The sequence below is a fragment of the Mycobacterium innocens genome, assembly GCF_900566055.1.
In the GTDB taxonomy this organism is placed as follows: Bacteria; Actinomycetota; Actinomycetes; order Mycobacteriales; family Mycobacteriaceae; genus Mycobacterium; species Mycobacterium innocens.
The window spans coordinates 45884-60834 of the sequence record NZ_UPHQ01000197.1 but is presented as its reverse complement, the minus strand read 5'-3'; the positions used below and the strand labels follow the sequence as shown (position 1 = coordinate 60834).

General features: G+C 64.4%; 14 protein-coding genes and 1 pseudogene. All 15 read left to right on the top strand.

What is annotated here, in order from left to right:
• Positions 1-447: 447 nt before the first annotated feature.
• On the top strand, positions 448-2286 hold the full coding sequence (gene rho, locus EET03_RS19415; protein WP_075541285.1) for a transcription termination factor Rho: 1839 nt from the start codon (positions 448-450) through the stop codon (positions 2284-2286).
• Positions 2287-2468: 182 nt separating this feature from the next.
• Positions 2469-2714 (top strand): 50S ribosomal protein L31, encoded by a 246-nt coding sequence (gene rpmE, locus EET03_RS19410; RefSeq protein WP_063471743.1) that lies wholly within the window; start codon positions 2469-2471, stop codon positions 2712-2714.
• A gap of 233 nt (positions 2715-2947) precedes the next feature.
• On the top strand, positions 2948-4021 hold the full coding sequence (prfA, locus tag EET03_RS19405) for a peptide chain release factor 1 (RefSeq protein ID WP_075541286.1): 1074 nt from the start codon (positions 2948-2950) through the stop codon (positions 4019-4021).
• Entirely contained in the window at positions 4018-4866 is an 849-nt protein-coding gene (prmC, locus tag EET03_RS19400) for a peptide chain release factor N(5)-glutamine methyltransferase (protein ID WP_075541287.1), read from the top strand. The genes prfA and prmC overlap by 4 nt, the downstream gene beginning before the upstream one ends.
• The gene (locus tag EET03_RS19395; RefSeq protein ID WP_099193674.1) at positions 4863-5522 is read left to right on the top strand and encodes an L-threonylcarbamoyladenylate synthase; all 660 of its coding nucleotides are present in this window, start codon (positions 4863-4865) and stop codon (positions 5520-5522) included. The genes prmC and EET03_RS19395 overlap by 4 nt, the downstream gene beginning before the upstream one ends.
• A 9-nt stretch (positions 5523-5531) precedes the next feature.
• Positions 5532-6756 (top strand): annotated as a pseudogene (locus EET03_RS19390) (glycosyltransferase family 4 protein).
• A 227-nt stretch (positions 6757-6983) separates the two neighbouring features.
• Positions 6984-7472, top strand: coding sequence for an ATP synthase subunit I (locus EET03_RS19385; RefSeq protein ID WP_075541290.1), 489 nt, complete (start codon positions 6984-6986; stop codon positions 7470-7472).
• Positions 7465-8214 (top strand): F0F1 ATP synthase subunit A, encoded by a 750-nt coding sequence (gene atpB, locus EET03_RS19380; RefSeq protein ID WP_063471749.1) that lies wholly within the window; start codon positions 7465-7467, stop codon positions 8212-8214. Before EET03_RS19385 ends, atpB begins: the two co-directional genes overlap by 8 nt.
• 59 nt (positions 8215-8273) lie before the next feature.
• Positions 8274-8519 (top strand): F0F1 ATP synthase subunit C, encoded by a 246-nt coding sequence (locus EET03_RS19375; RefSeq protein WP_003406686.1) that lies wholly within the window; start codon positions 8274-8276, stop codon positions 8517-8519.
• Positions 8520-8529: 10 nt separating this feature from the next.
• Positions 8530-9054, top strand: a complete 525-nt coding sequence (locus EET03_RS19370) for a F0F1 ATP synthase subunit B (protein ID WP_075541291.1) — start codon at positions 8530-8532, stop codon at positions 9052-9054.
• A gap of 6 nt (positions 9055-9060) precedes the next feature.
• Entirely contained in the window at positions 9061-10401 is a 1341-nt protein-coding gene (locus EET03_RS19365; protein WP_099193672.1) for a F0F1 ATP synthase subunit B/delta, read from the top strand.
• A gap of 62 nt (positions 10402-10463) precedes the next feature.
• Complete coding sequence (gene atpA, locus EET03_RS19360) at positions 10464-12125, top strand: F0F1 ATP synthase subunit alpha (RefSeq protein WP_099193671.1); 1662 nt, start codon at positions 10464-10466, stop codon at positions 12123-12125.
• Positions 12126-12131: 6 nt separating this feature from the next.
• Positions 12132-13049 carry a F0F1 ATP synthase subunit gamma gene (locus EET03_RS19355; protein ID WP_075541294.1) on the top strand — a complete coding sequence of 306 codons (918 nt, stop codon included), beginning with the start codon at positions 12132-12134 and terminating at the stop codon, positions 13047-13049.
• 29 nt (positions 13050-13078) lie between these two features.
• Positions 13079-14545 carry a F0F1 ATP synthase subunit beta gene (gene atpD, locus EET03_RS19350; protein WP_063471754.1) on the top strand — a complete coding sequence of 489 codons (1467 nt, stop codon included), beginning with the start codon at positions 13079-13081 and terminating at the stop codon, positions 14543-14545.
• A 33-nt stretch (positions 14546-14578) separates the two neighbouring features.
• A complete protein-coding gene (locus tag EET03_RS19345) occupies positions 14579-14944 on the top strand; it encodes a F0F1 ATP synthase subunit epsilon (protein WP_063471755.1) in 366 nt (121 codons plus the stop codon).
• Positions 14945-14951: the final 7 nt, after the last annotated feature.

The window sequence follows — 14951 nt, the reverse complement described above, 5'->3', positions numbered from 1 at the left end:
TAGCCACCACCCGATCCAGAATCTCGCCCTTGTCCGCCTTCGACGCCTTGCGGTACTGACCTCGCAGTTTGTTGGTTACCTGCCGCCTTGCAGCCATATCGATCTTGCCCCTCCACATCGGGCAAGCTTTCCGCGCTACGCGCTCAAAATAGCTGAGGCACCACCGCCGGCCACGCGCTCAAAGTAGGTGAGGCACGCCGTTTGCTTGCTTCCGGCCAGGAAGCGGGCTATCCTCGGAGCCGTCCAGCAATCGCAGCATCTGCATCTGCAAACATACTGCCTTGCCGCTAGGACAACCACCAATTCTTCTCGTGGACGAGGTTCGCCTTATTCGCGCCGATCCTGGCGATCACCGTTTCAGAGTCGACGATTGGGCGCACTCGGCGATTTGGCTGAATGCAACGAACCCCCCGCATGACGTGATCAGCGGGGGAAGAAAGGAAATCCGTGACTGATACGGACCTCATCACGGCTAGCGAAAGCACCGGCGCCGAAAAGCAGTCGGAATCCGTGACCAAAGACACTTCAGACGTCAATACCATGGCGCCGGGCGGCTCATTGTCCACCATGGTGTTGCCCGAGCTGCGTGCCCTGGCTAACCGAGCCGGCGTCAAGGGGACGTCGGGTATGCGTAAGAACGAACTGATCGCCGCGATTCAGGAGATGACCGGGCAGGCCAACGGTAGCTCGGCCGGCTCGACGTCATCCCCCGACTCCGACCGATCGGAGCCGACCGTGACCGCGAAGGCAGCCGCTGGTGAAGAGGCCCCCGCAGAGGGCCGGAGCGACTCGGGTGAGACCCAGCGACGGGAACGGCGCAAGTCCTCGCGGGAGCCGGGCACAGCCGCCGCCGAATCGGGTGACCAAGCTGCTGCCGGGGAGGATGCGGCCACCACCGACGAGGACGCCAAGGGCCGGCCTGGGCAAGGAGGCGACAAGACCGACGAACGGGGAGACAAGACCGACCAGCGGGAAGAGTCGGGCGGCGAGCAGCAAGGCTCAGGTGGCCAGCAGGCCCGCGGCGACGAGGACGGCGAAGGACGGCAGGGCCGCCGGGGCCGCCGGTTCCGCGACCGCAGGCGTCGTGGTGAACGGTCGGGTGAAGGCGCTGAAGCCGAGGTGCGTGAGGACGACGTCCTCCAGCCGGTAGCCGGCATCCTCGACGTGCTTGACAATTACGCATTCGTGCGCACGTCCGGCTACCTGGCCGGCCCGCATGACGTCTACGTATCGATGAACATGGTGCGCAAGAACGGGTTACGCCGTGGTGACGCGGTGACCGGTGCCGTCCGGGTCCCCCGAGAAGGAGAAGCGGGCGACAAAAATCCGCGTCAGAAGTTCAACCCGCTGGTGCGCCTGGACAGCGTCAACGGCGGATCGGTCGAAGACGCCAAGAAGCGTCCTGATTTCTCCAAACTGACGCCGCTGTACCCCAACCAGCGGCTTCGTCTGGAAACCACGACCGAGCGGCTGACCACCCGGGTGATCGACCTGATCATGCCGATCGGCAAGGGCCAGCGCGCGCTGATCGTGTCGCCGCCCAAGGCCGGCAAGACGACCATCCTTCAGGACATTGCCAACGCCATCACCAGGAACAACCCGGAATGCCATCTGATGGTCGTGCTGGTCGACGAGCGGCCTGAAGAGGTCACCGATATGACGCGCTCCGTCAAGGGCGAGGTCATCGCGTCGACGTTCGACCGGCCGCCGTCGGACCACACCTCGGTCGCCGAGCTGGCGATCGAGCGCGCGAAGCGGCTCGTGGAGCAGGGCAAAGACGTCGTGGTGCTGCTCGACTCGATCACCCGGCTGGGCCGTGCCTACAACAACGCCTCGCCCGCGTCGGGCCGGATCCTGTCCGGTGGGGTCGACTCCACCGCGCTGTACCCACCCAAGCGCTTCCTGGGCGCGGCCCGCAACATCGAGGAAGGCGGCTCGCTCACCATCATCGCCACCGCTATGGTCGAGACCGGGTCCACCGGTGACACGGTCATCTTCGAGGAGTTCAAGGGCACCGGTAACGCCGAGCTGAAGCTGGACCGCAAGATCTCGGAACGCCGGGTTTTCCCGGCGGTCGACGTGAACCCGTCGGGTACTCGCAAGGACGAGCTTCTCCTGTCGCCCGACGAGTTCGCTATCGTCCACAAGCTGCGCCGCGTGCTGTCGGGCCTGGATCCCCACCAAGCCATCGATCTGTTGATGTCGCAGCTGCGCAAGACTAAGACCAATTACGATTTCCTCGTCCAGGTGTCGAAGACCACACCGGGGAACATGGACAACGACTAGCCGGCTGATTTCGGTGCCCGTCGCGGGGAATACGCGGGCGCATCCCGGTGTTTGGGCTGATGGTGATTGAGCTGGCATAATCGACGCTTGACCACCAGAACCACTTCAGGGTTCTCGAGTTCGGCCTGACCCGCCACAACCGAACGCCGGGGGCACGAGCGGCAACGATCGAAGAGGACAGCATGAAATCTGACATTCATCCCGCCTACGAGGAGACCACCGTGGTGTGTGGCTGCGGGAACACGTTTGAGACTCGCAGCACCAAGTTGGGCGGCCGCATCGTGGTTGAGGTTTGCTCGCAGTGCCACCCGTTCTACACCGGCAAGCAGAAGATCCTCGACAGCGGCGGCCGGGTTGCCCGCTTCGAAAGGCGTTATGGCAAGCGCAAGGTCGGGGCTGACCAGGACGAAGCCGCAGCCAAGAAGTAGCCGGATTACCGACGCCCGAACTGTGCAAGCCGGTGCACAGGCCGGGCGTCGGTTCGTGTATGTGACTGCCCGGTCCTTTGCCGCAGCCGGCTTGCGATACTGCCCTGAGAGGCGGGTGCCCCGGCCCTCACGGGGTATGCGCCCAGGCTCGGCAAAGCGGGGAGACTCCCCGCGGACTACCGGGCCGGTAATCGTCGCCGGGTGCATAGTGCAGAGCTGGCAGGAGGTGTGACATGACGCAACCGGTGCACACGATCGACGTCCTCCTGGCCGAACACGCCGACCTCGAGCGCGCGTTGTCCGATCCGGAATTGCACAGCAACCCCGGTGCGGCGCGCACGGCCGGACGCCGATTTGCGTTGCTTGCACCGATCGTCGCCACTCACCGCAAACTGGTAGCCGCTCGGGACGACCTGGAAACCGCGCGCGAGCTGGCCGCCTCCGACGACTCGTTCGTAGCCGAGGCCGCCGAATTGGCGGCTCGGGTAGCCGAACTGGATGCCCAACTCACCGACATGCTGGCGCCGCGCGACCCCCACGACGCCGACGACATCGTGCTCGAAGTCAAATCCGGTGAGGGAGGCGAGGAGTCGGCGCTGTTCGCCGCCGACCTCGCCAGGATGTACGTCCGCTACGCCGAGCGGCACGGCTGGACCGTGACCGTACTCGATGAGACCACCTCGGATCTGGGCGGCTACAAGGACGCCACGCTGGCCATCGCGAGCAGGGGCGACTCGGCCGACGGCGTGTGGTCGCGGATGAAGTTCGAAGGTGGCGTACATCGGGTACAACGGGTCCCGGTGACCGAATCCCAAGGGCGCGTACATACTTCGGCAGCCGGTGTGCTGGTCTACCCGGAACCCGAAGAAGTGGGCGAAGTCCAGATCGACGAGTCGGATTTGCGCATCGACGTCTACCGGTCCTCGGGCAAGGGCGGCCAAGGTGTCAACACCACCGACTCCGCGGTGCGGATCACCCACCTACCCACCGGAATCGTCGTCACCTGCCAAAACGAACGATCTCAGCTGCAGAACAAGACCCGTGCGTTGCAGGTGCTGGCCGCCCGGCTGCAGGCGATAGCCGAGGAGCAGGCGCTGGCCGACGCGTCGGCGGATCGGGCCAGCCAGATCCGCACGGTGGACCGCAGCGAGCGCATCCGCACCTACAACTTCCCGGAGAACCGGATCACCGATCACCGAATCGGTTACAAGGCATACAATCTCGATCAGGTTCTGGACGGCGACCTGGATGCGCTGTTCGACGCACTGGCTGGCGCGGACAAGCAGGCCCGGTTACAACAGTCATGATCTCGCTGCGCCATGCGATCGACTCGGCTGCGGCCCTGCTGGCCGAAGCCGGGATCGACTCCGCGCGTTGGGATGCCGAGCAGTTGGCCGCTCATCTGACGGGCATCGAGCGCGGTTTGCTTGCTCTGCTTGACCATGCCCCGGGTGCTGAGTTCTTCGCGCAATACCACGACATCGTCACCGCGCGATCGCGGCGGGTGCCGCTGCAGCATCTCCTCGGGACGGTGTCGTTCGGCCCGGTGGAGCTGCATGTCGGCCCTGGCGTGTTCATACCGCGTCCCGAGACCGAGGCAATGTTGGAGTGGGCCACCGCGCAACCGCTTCCGCAGCGAGCGGTCATCGTCGACCTGTGCACCGGTTCCGGCGCACTGGCGGTCGCACTGGCCCGGCACCGGCCGGCCGCGCGAATCATCGGTGTCGACGACTCCGAGGCGGCCTTGGAATACGCGCGCCTTAACACCGAGGGCAGTAACGTCGAACTGATCCGAGCCGACGTCACCGCACCCGGCTTGCGGCCTGACCTCGACCGAAGGGTCGACCTGGTCATCGCCAACCCGCCCTATGTTCCAGACAATGCCAGTGTGGAACCCGAAGTAGCCCAACATGATCCGCAGCACGCCGTGTTCGGCGGCGCGGACGGGATGGCGGTGATTGCCCACGTCGTACGGCTGGCCGGACGCTGGCTGCGTCCCGGCGGGCTGTTGGCCGTCGAGCATGACGACACCACTTCCGAATCGACCGTCGAACTCGTAAGCACCACAGGACTTTTCGAGGACGTCGTGGCACGCAAAGACCTGGCCGGACGGCCCCGGTTCGTGACGGCCGGCAGGTGGGAAGCGTCATGACGCCCGCCGAGCTGTTCAACTGTGCCGACCGCGGCCAGCGCTCCAGCGGAATCAGCGCTGCGGTCGCGGCGCTCAAGGCGGGCCGGCTGGTTGTCATGCCGACGGACACGGTCTACGGAGTCGCCGCCGATGCCTTCGACCGCACCGCAGTCGACGCGCTGCTCGCGGCGAAAGGGCGTAGGCGCGATATGCCGGTGGGGGTGCTGGTCGGCTCCTGGCACACGATCGAGGGACTGGTTTATTCGGTGCCGCCCGGGGCGCGCGAGCTGATTCGCGCATTCTGGCCCGGAGCGCTGAGCCTGGTTGTGGTGCAAGCACCATCGCTGCAGTGGGATCTCGGCGATGCCCGCGGCACCGTGATGCTGCGGATGCCGTTACACCCGGTCGCCATCGAATTGTTGCGTGAGGCAGGGCCCCTGGCGGTGTCCAGCGCCAACGTCTCGGGCCAACCGGCGGCGGTGGACGCCGACGACGCGCGCCGCCAGCTCGGCGACCGCGTCGACGTCTATCTCGACGGGGGGCCGTCCGCGCAGCAGGCCGCCTCGACGATCGTCGACCTGACCGGAGCCTTCCCGCGCATTCTGCGGCCGGGTCCGGTGACCGCGGAACGGATCGCCGACGTTCTCGGGGTGGACGTGGCGACGTTGACCGCCTAGGCCCGCTGGTTGTTCAGGTCTCAGGTCAAGTACGGTCTCGATGGTGTCCAGCGATGTGGCCAGCGTTGCCGGGGGTTTGCTCGCACTTTCTGTTCGCAGCGCCGGTGTCCCGCTGCGTGAGCTCGCCCTGGTGGGACTGACCGCAGCGATCGTCACCTATTTCGCGACCGGACCGGTTCGGGTGCTGGCTACGCGGCTGGGCGCCGTCGCCTATCCGCGCGAAAGAGACGTGCACGTGACGCCGACCCCCAGGATGGGGGGACTGGCGATGTTCCTCGGCGTCGTCGCCGCCGTTTTCCTCGCTTCCCAGCTTCCCGCCCTTACCCGGGGGTTCGTCTATTCCACCGGCATGCCCGCAGTGCTCGTCGCAGGTGCCGTCATCATGGGGATCGGCCTGATCGACGACCGCTGGGGACTCGACGCGTTGACCAAGTTCGCCGGTCAGATCACCGCCGCCAGTGTGCTGGTCACCATGGGGGTGGCATGGAGTGTGCTCTACATCCCGCTGGGCGGCGTCGGAACCATCGTGCTGGACCAAGCATCCTCGATTCTGCTCACCCTGGCGTTGACCGTGTCGATCGTCAACGCGATGAACTTCGTCGACGGCCTCGACGGGCTGGCGGCCGGGCTGGGCCTCATCACGGCGCTGGCAATCTGCATGTTCTCGGTGGGCCTGCTCCGCGACCACGGCGGCGACGTGCTGTTCTATCCGCCTGCCGTGATCTCGGTGGTGCTTGCCGGAGCATGCCTTGGCTTTCTGCCGCACAACTTTCACCGGGCCAAGATCTTCATGGGTGACTCCGGTTCCATGCTGATCGGGCTGATGCTGGCTGCCGCGTCCACCACGGCAGCCGGCCCGATCTCCCAGAACGCCTACGGCGCTCGCGATGTGTTTGCTCTGCTGTCACCGTTTCTGCTCGTGGTGGCCGTCATGTTCGTGCCGATGCTGGACTTGCTGCTGGCGATCGTTCGGCGTACCCGCGCGGGCCGCAGCGCCTTCAGTCCGGACAAGATGCACCTGCACCACCGCCTGCTGCAGATCGGTCATTCTCATCGCCGGGTGGTGCTGCTGATCTACCTATGGGTGGGCATCGTTGCGTTCGGCGCGGCGAGCACGATCTTCTTCGACCCAAGCCACACCGCCGCGGTGATGCTGGGCGCGATCGTCATCGCCGGCATCGCGACGGCGATCCCGCTGCTGCGCCGCCGCGACGACTTCTACGACGATGAGTAGTAGTGGCATTGACCTTGTGGTACGGTGCTGCTAGAACCCCGCAAAGAATCTCGCGGGCTGCCGGCCACCCGGCCTGTCGGATGGGTATCCGACCACGCCGATCGACGACCGACACAGGGAGCTACCCCTTGGGTGATTCCACCGCGACCCTTGCGATACGCTCGGCGGGCCACCGCTCAGTCGATCGGTCGTTTTCCGCTCCGTCTACCCGGGATTGAGGTGCTGCAGTGACGACACCAGCGCAGGACGCGCCGTTGGTGTTTCCCTCTGTTGCTTTCCGCCCGGTTCGCTTGTTGGTTATCAGCGTTGTGCTGACCGCCGCGGCCATGCTCGTCGCCGGCTTGGGCGGGCACCTGATGGTCGGGGTGTTCTTGGGTGTCGGCCTGCTGCTGGGTTTGCTCAATGCCCTGTTGGTCCGGCGCTCGGTCGAATCGATTACGGCAAGAGAGCATCCGCTGAAGAGCTCGATGGCCCTTAACTCCGCGTCGAGGCTGGCGATCATCACCGTTCTCGGGCTGATCGTGGCCTACATTTTCCGGCCCGCCGGGTTGGGGGTGGTGTTCGGACTCGCGCTCTTTCAGGTGTTGCTGGTGGCGGCGACCGCGCTGCCGGTCTGGAAGAAGCTCCGCAGCGGAGCGGGCTCTGACAGTGACGCCGACAGCGGTGTATTGACGGCATCTGAAGGGACGGAAGTGAGGAGCCCCAGCGATGACTGAGTCGATCCTGGCCGCTCAGATCGAGGTCGGCGAGCACCACACCGCCACCTGGCTCGGTATGACCGTGAACACCGATACCGTTCTGTCGACGGCCATTGCCGCGGTGATCGTCATCGCGCTGGCGTTCTACCTGCGCTCCAAAGTCACGTCGACGGATGTGCCGGGTGGCGTGCAATTGTTCTTCGAGGCCATCACCATCCAGATGCGCAATCAGGTCGAAGGCGCCATCGGCATGCGGATCGCACCGTTCGTGTTGCCGCTGGCGGTGACCATCTTCGTGTTCATCCTGATCTCCAACTGGCTCTCTGTCCTCCCGGTGCAGTACACCGACAAGAACGGGCAGACCACCGAGTTGCTCAAACCGGCCGCTGCCGACATCAACTACGTGCTGGCGCTGGCCTTGTTCGTCTTCGTCAGCTACCACGCGGCCGGCATCTGGCGCCGGGGTATCGTCGGGCACCCGATCAAGCTGCTCAAGGGGCACGTGGCGGTCCTCGCGCCGATCAACGTCGTCGAAGAGCTCGCCAAGCCGATCTCGTTGTCGCTTCGTCTTTTCGGCAACATCTTCGCCGGCGGCATCCTGGTCGCGCTGATCGCGCTGTTTCCGCCGTATGTCATGTGGTTGCCTAATGCGATCTGGAAATCGTTCGACTTGTTCGTCGGCGCCATCCAGGCGTTCATTTTCGCCCTGCTGACAATCCTGTACTTCAGCCAAGCGATGGAGCTTGAGGAACATCACTAAACCGCACCGCTAACGAAACCTGGTCAACCGCAACCAGAGTCATCAAGGAGGATAAAGAAATGGACCCCACTATCGCTGCCGGCGCCCTCATCGGCGGTGGACTGATCATGGCCGGCGGCGCGATCGGCGCCGGTATCGGTGACGGTGTCGCCGGTAACGCGCTTATCTCCGGTGTCGCCCGCCAACCCGAGGCGCAAGGACGGCTTTTCACCCCGTTCTTCATCACCGTCGGCCTGGTCGAGGCTGCCTACTTCATCAACCTGGCGTTCATGGCGCTGTTCGTCTTCGCCACGCCCGTCAAGTAATTCGGCTGTGATGGGTGACCTGAACTCGATTGTTCTGGCCGCTGGTCAGGCAGCGTCGGGGGCGGAAGAAGGCGGCAAGAACCAAAACTTCCTCGTTCCCAACGGCACCTTTTTCTTCGTGCTGGCCATCTTCCTGGTGGTGCTCGGCGTCATCGGCACTTTCGTCGTGCCGCCGATCCTCAAGGTATTGCGGGAACGTGACGCCATGGTGGCCAAGACACTGGCCGACAGCAAGAAGGCGGCCGAGCAGTTCGCCGCTGCCCAGGCCGATTACGAAGAAGCCATGAGGAAAGCCCGAGTCCAGGCGTCGTCCTATCGCGACAATGCGCGTGCCGACGGTCGTAAGGCCGTCGAAGACGCGCGCGCCCGTGCCGAACAAGAAGTGGCATCGACGCTGCAAACGGCCAACGAGCAACTGAAGCGCGAGAGGGACGCCGTGGAACTGGATCTACGCGCCAATGTGGGAACGATGTCGGCGACACTGGCCAGTCGGATCCTGGGCATCGACGTAACCACCTCAGCCGCAACGAGGTAGTCAATCATGTCGACATTCATCGGACAGCTGGTCGGGTTCGCGGCCATCGTGTTTCTGGTGTGGCGTTATGTTGCGCCGCCCGTGCGGCGCCTGATGAGTGCCCGGCAGCAGACGGTGCGCCAGCAGTTGGCTGATTCGGCCGCCGCGGCCGACCGGCTGACCGAATCGACGACGGCGCACAGCAAAGCAGTGGAAGCCGCCACCGCGGAGGCCGAACGGGTGGTCGAAGAGGCCAAGACGGACGCCACGCGCATCACCGAACAATTGCGGGCCCAGGCCGAGGTCGAGGCCGAACGCATCAAGGTCCAGGGCGCTCGTCAGGTCGAGTTGCTCCGCACGCAGCTGACCCGTCAGCTGCGCCTGGAACTCGGCCACGAATCCGTGCGCCAGGCAGGGGAGCTGGTTCGCAATTACGTTGGCGAGCCGGCACAGCGGTCGGCTACGGTCGACCGCTTCCTGGACGAGCTCGACGCCATGGCGCCGGCCGCGGCCGAAGTCGAGTATCCGGTCGCGGCAAAGATGCGATCGGCCAGCCGACGGGCGCTGCAAAGCCTGGTCGACAAATTCGGCACGCTCGCCAAGGGCCTCGACAATGATGGGTTGTCAACCCTCGCCGATGAGCTGGTGTCGGTTGCCAAGTTGCTGGGTCGGGAAATCGTCGTCACGCGCTATCTCACCGTGCCGGCCGAAGACGCGACGCCCAGGGTCCGGCTGCTGGAGCGGCTGGTCTCCGGCAAAGTCGGCAATGGCGCACTCGAGGTATTGCGGGCGGCCGTTGCGGAGCGGTGGTCGGCGAACTCCGATTTGATCGATGCTATCGAGCACGTGTCGCGGCAAGCCCTGTTGGAAATCGCCGAGCGTGAGGGTCAGGTCGACGAAGTCGAAGACCAATTGTTCCGGTTCTCGCGCATCCTCGATGCACAGCCCCGACTTTCCATCCTGCTCGGCGACTACGCCGCTGGGTCCGAAGGCCGTATCCGGTTGTTGCACAATGTACTCGACCGTGCGGGCAGCAGCGTGAATCCGATCGCGCTCTCGTTGCTGTCCCAGACTGTTGAACTCTTGAGGGGTCAGCCCGCCGAAGACGCGGTACTGCTGCTCGCCGAAGTTGCAGTGGCTCGTCGCGGTGAAGTCGTCGCGCAAGTGAGTGCGGCGGCCGACCTCACCGACGCGCAGCGCAGCCGGGTGACCGACGTGCTGAGCCGCATCTACGGTCATCCCGTCACCGTGCAGCTCCAAATTGACCCTGAACTGCTCGGCGGCCTGTCCATTGCGGTCGGTGATGAGGTGATCGACGGTACGCTCTCGTCTCGATTGGCCACAGCCAAGGCTCAGTTACCCGACTAAAGACGAAGCCCGACCCAAACCCGAATTAGTCAGCACAATCCGAAGTAGGAAGACGAAAAGCCATGGCCGAGTTGACAATCTCCGCTGATGACATTCAGAGCGCGATCGAAGAGTACGTAGGCTCCTTTACCTCCGACACCGCCCGCGAGGAGGTCGGCACCGTGGTGGATGCCGGCGACGGCATCGCACACGTCGAAGGTCTGCCGTCGGTCATGACGCAAGAGCTGCTTGAGTTCCCGGGCGGCGTCCTCGGCGTGGCACTCAACCTCGACGAGCACAGTGTCGGTGCGGTGATCCTCGGTGATTTCGCGAACATCGCGGAAGGCCAACAGGTCAAGCGCACCGGCGAAGTCCTGTCCGTCCCGGTCGGCGACGCGTTTTTGGCTCGAGTGGTCAACCCGCTCGCCCAGCCGATCGACGGGCGCGGAGACATCGAAGCCGAGACGCGGCGGGCGCTGGAGCTCCAGGCGCCGTCGGTGGTGCAGCGGCAAGGCGTCAAGGAGCCGCTGCAGACCGGTATCAAGGCCATCGACGCGATGACCCCGATCGGCCGCGGACAGCGCCAGCTGATCATCGGCGACCGCAAGACGGGCAAGACCGCGGTGTGCGTCGACACCATCCTCAATCAGCGGCAGAACTGGGAGTCCGGCGACGAGAAGAAGCAGGTGCGCTGCGTCTACGTGGCTATCGGGCAGAAGGGCACCACCATCGCAGCCGTCCGGCGCGTCTTGGAAGAGGGCGGCGCCATGGATTACACCACCATCGTCGCGGCACCGGCGTCCGATTCGGCCGGCTTCAAATGGCTTGCACCCTATACGGGTTCGGCCATCGCACAGCACTGGATGTACGACGGCAAGCATGTGCTGATCGTCTTCGACGACCTGACCAAGCAGGCCGAGGCATATCGGGCGATCTCGCTGCTGCTGCGGCGCCCACCCGGCCGCGAAGCCTATCCGGGTGACGTGTTCTACCTGCATTCGCGGCTCCTGGAGCGCTGCGCGAAACTGTCCGACGACCTCGGTGGCGGCTCGCTGACCGGTCTGCCGATCATCGAGACCAAGGCCAACGACATTTCGGCCTACATCCCGACGAACGTCATCTCGATCACCGACGGGCAGTGCTTCCTGGAGACCGACCTGTTCAACCAGGGTGTCCGGCCGGCCATCAACGTGGGTGTGTCGGTGTCCCGCGTCGGCGGCGCCGCACAGATCAAGGCGATGAAAGAAGTGGCCGGCTCGTTGCGGCTGGATCTTTCGCAGTACCGCGAGTTGGAAGCCTTTGCTGCTTTTGCCTCGGACCTGGACGCCACCTCGAAGGCGCAGCTTGACCGCGGCGCCCGACTGGTCGAGCTGCTCAAGCAGCCCCAGTACCAGCCGATGCCGGTGGAGGAGCAGGTGATCTCGATCTTCCTGGGCACGGGAGGTCATCTGGACTCGGTTCCGGTCGAAGACGTCCGGCGCTTCGAAACCGAACTGCTCGACCACATTCGGGCCTCCGAAGAGAAGTTGTTGAGCACTATCCGCGACACCCAGAAGCTCAGCGAGGAGACCGAGAAGGCGCTGACCGACGTCATCAATCACTTCAAGAAGGGCTTCGCACCATCGGGTGGCGGATCAGTGGTACCCGACGAGCATGTCGAGGCCCTCGATGAGGAGAAGCTCGGCAAGGAAGCGGTGGAAGTCCACAAGCCGGCGCCGAAGAAAGAAAAGAAAGAGAAGAAGTAGCAACCAATGGCTGCCACACTTCGTGAACTTCGCGGGCGGATCCGCTCGGCCGGCTCGATCAAGAAGATCACCAAGGCCCAGGAGCTGATCGCAACGTCGCGTATTGCCAGGGCGCAGGCTCGGCTCGGGTCTGCCCGGCCTTACGCCGAGCAGATCACCCAGATGCTCACTACCTTGGCCGCAGACGCCGCGCTCGACCATCCGCTGCTCGTCGAGCGCCCTGAGGCGAAGCGAGCCGGGGTATTGGTGGTGTCCTCCGACCGAGGTCTGTGTGGCGCGTACAACGCCAATGTCTTCCGCCGTTCCGAGGAGCTGTTCTCCCTGCTGAGGGAGGAAGGTAAGCAGCCGGTTCTCTACGTTGTCGGCCGTAAAGCGCTGGCCTACTACACGTTTCGGCACTGGGATATCACCGAGTCGTGGACGGGGTTCTCCGAGCAACCCAAGTACGAAAATGCGGCGGAGATCGCCTCGACGTTGGTCGAGGCGTTCATGATGGGCACTGGTAACGGCGAAGACCAGCAGACCGACAATGATCAAGGCGTCGATGAACTGCACATCGTCTTCACCGAGTTCAAGTCGATGTTGTCGCAGTCGACGGAGGCCCGCCGGATGGCCCCGATGGTGGTCGAATACGTCGAGGAAGAGCCCACCCCGCGCACCCTGTACTCCTTCGAACCGGACGCGACGACACTGTTCGAGTCGCTGCTGCCGCGATACCTGACCACTCGGGTGTACGCCGCGCTGCTGGAATCCGCGGCATCGGAGTTGGCATCGCGACAACGAGCGATGAAGTCGGCCACCGACAACGCCGACGACCTGATCAAGGCCCTGACGCTGATGGCGAACCGCGAGCGCCAGGCCCAGATCACCCAGGAGATCAGCGAAATCGTCGGTGGCGCAAACGCGCTCGCAGACGCCCGCTAGGTAGCCCCCACGAGGAAGCGAAGAAAATTATGGCTGCTACTGACACCAACACAAAGACCGACAAGGCGCAAAAGCCGGAGCGCTCGGAGACCAGCGGCCGCGTGGTGCGGGTTACCGGGCCCGTCGTCGACGTCGAGTTTCCGCGCGGCTCCATCCCGGAGCTGTTTAACGCTCTCCATGCCGAGATCGACTTCGAGTCACTCGCCAAGACGCTGACGTTGGAGGTGGCCCAGCACCTCGGCGACAGCTTGGTGCGTACCATCTCGCTGCAGCCCACCGACGGACTGGTACGCGGAGTCGAGGTGACCGACACCGGCAAGCCGATCTCGGTGCCGGTCGGTGAGGCCGTAAAGGGCCACGTCTTCAACGCGCTGGGGAATTGTCTGGACGAGCCCGGCTACGGAGAAGAGTTCGAACACTGGTCGATTCACCGCAAGCCGCCGGCATTCGAGGATCTGGAGCCCCGGACCGAAATGCTCGAGACCGGTCTGAAGGTTGTCGACCTGCTGACCCCGTACGTGCGTGGTGGCAAGATCGCGCTGTTCGGTGGCGCCGGCGTGGGCAAGACGGTGCTTATCCAGGAGATGATCAACCGCATCGCCCGCAACTTCGGTGGTACGTCGGTGTTCGCCGGTGTCGGGGAGCGCACCCGCGAGGGCAACGACCTCTGGGTCGAGCTTCGGGAAGCCAACGTGCTGAAGGACACCGCACTGGTTTTCGGCCAGATGGATGAGCCACCCGGCACCCGTATGCGGGTCGCGCTGTCCGCGTTGACCATGGCGGAGTGGTTCCGCGACGAGGCCGGCCAGGACGTGCTGTTGTTCATCGACAACATTTTCCGGTTCACCCAGGCCGGTTCGGAGGTCTCCACGCTGCTCGGCCGGATGCCGTCTGCGGTGGGATACCAACCGACCCTGGCCGACGAGATGGGTGAGCTGCAGGAGCGCATCACCTCCACGCGGGGGCGTTCCATTACATCGATGCAGGCGGTCTACGTGCCCGCCGACGATTACACCGACCCGGCGCCGGCGACGACGTTCGCCCACCTGGACGCCACCACCGAGCTGTCGCGTGCGGTGTTCTCCAAAGGCATCTTCCCGGCGGTCGACCCGCTGGCGTCGAGCTCCACCATCCTGGACCCCGGCGTCGTCGGTGACGAGCACTACCGGGTTGCTCAGGAGGTCATTCGAATCCTGCAGCGCTACAAGGACCTTCAGGACATCATCGCCATTCTGGGTATCGACGAGCTGTCCGAAGAGGACAAGCAGTTGGTGGGACGGGCGCGGCGGATCGAACGCTTCCTCTCGCAGAACATGATGGCGGCCGAGCAATTCACCGGTCAACCGGGATCGACGGTGCCGGTGAAGGAAACCATCGAGGCGTTCGACCGGTTGACCAAGGGCGAATTCGACCACGTTCCCGAGCAGGCCTTCTTCCTGATCGGTGGCCTCGACGACCTGGCGAAGAAGGCGGAAAGCCTCGGTGCAAAGCTGTAACGAGCATCCGACCGAGCCGAAAGGTGGTGTGCCATGGCGGAATTGAACGTTGAATTCGTTGCCGTCGACCGCAAGATCTGGTCCGGCAAGGCAACATTCCTTTTCACCCGCACCACCGTCGGTGAGATCGGCATCCTGCCGCACCACATTCCGCTGGTGGCCCAGTTGGTCGACGACGCAATGGTTCGTCTGGAGCGGGAGGACGACAAGGACCTCCGCGTCGCCGTTGACGGCGGGTTCATGTCGGTAACCGAAGACGGAGTCACCATTCTCGCCGAATCTGCGGCATTCGAGTCGGAGATCGACGAGAGCGCCGCCAAGCAGGATGCCGAGTCCGAGGATCCCCGGATCGCTGCCAAGGGACGTGCGAGATTGCGCGCTATCGGCGCGATCGACTGACACGTCG

Coding starts and splice junctions, on each gene's coding strand:
- EET03_RS19395 (WP_099193674.1), top strand. CDS start 4,863: ATGACGCCCGCCGAGCTGTTCAACTGTGCCGACCGCGGCCAGCGCTCC.
- EET03_RS19370 (WP_075541291.1), top strand. CDS start 8,530: ATGGGTGACCTGAACTCGATTGTTCTGGCCGCTGGTCAGGCAGCGTCG.
- EET03_RS19355 (WP_075541294.1), top strand. CDS start 12,132: ATGGCTGCCACACTTCGTGAACTTCGCGGGCGGATCCGCTCGGCCGGC.
- atpD (WP_063471754.1), top strand. CDS start 13,079: ATGGCTGCTACTGACACCAACACAAAGACCGACAAGGCGCAAAAGCCG.
- EET03_RS19345 (WP_063471755.1), top strand. CDS start 14,579: ATGGCGGAATTGAACGTTGAATTCGTTGCCGTCGACCGCAAGATCTGG.
- rpmE (WP_063471743.1), top strand. CDS start 2,469: ATGAAATCTGACATTCATCCCGCCTACGAGGAGACCACCGTGGTGTGT.
- prfA (WP_075541286.1), top strand. CDS start 2,948: ATGACGCAACCGGTGCACACGATCGACGTCCTCCTGGCCGAACACGCC.
- atpA (WP_099193671.1), top strand. CDS start 10,464: ATGGCCGAGTTGACAATCTCCGCTGATGACATTCAGAGCGCGATCGAA.
- atpB (WP_063471749.1), top strand. CDS start 7,465: ATGACTGAGTCGATCCTGGCCGCTCAGATCGAGGTCGGCGAGCACCAC.
- EET03_RS19365 (WP_099193672.1), top strand. CDS start 9,061: ATGTCGACATTCATCGGACAGCTGGTCGGGTTCGCGGCCATCGTGTTT.
- EET03_RS19375 (WP_003406686.1), top strand. CDS start 8,274: ATGGACCCCACTATCGCTGCCGGCGCCCTCATCGGCGGTGGACTGATC.
- prmC (WP_075541287.1), top strand. CDS start 4,018: ATGATCTCGCTGCGCCATGCGATCGACTCGGCTGCGGCCCTGCTGGCC.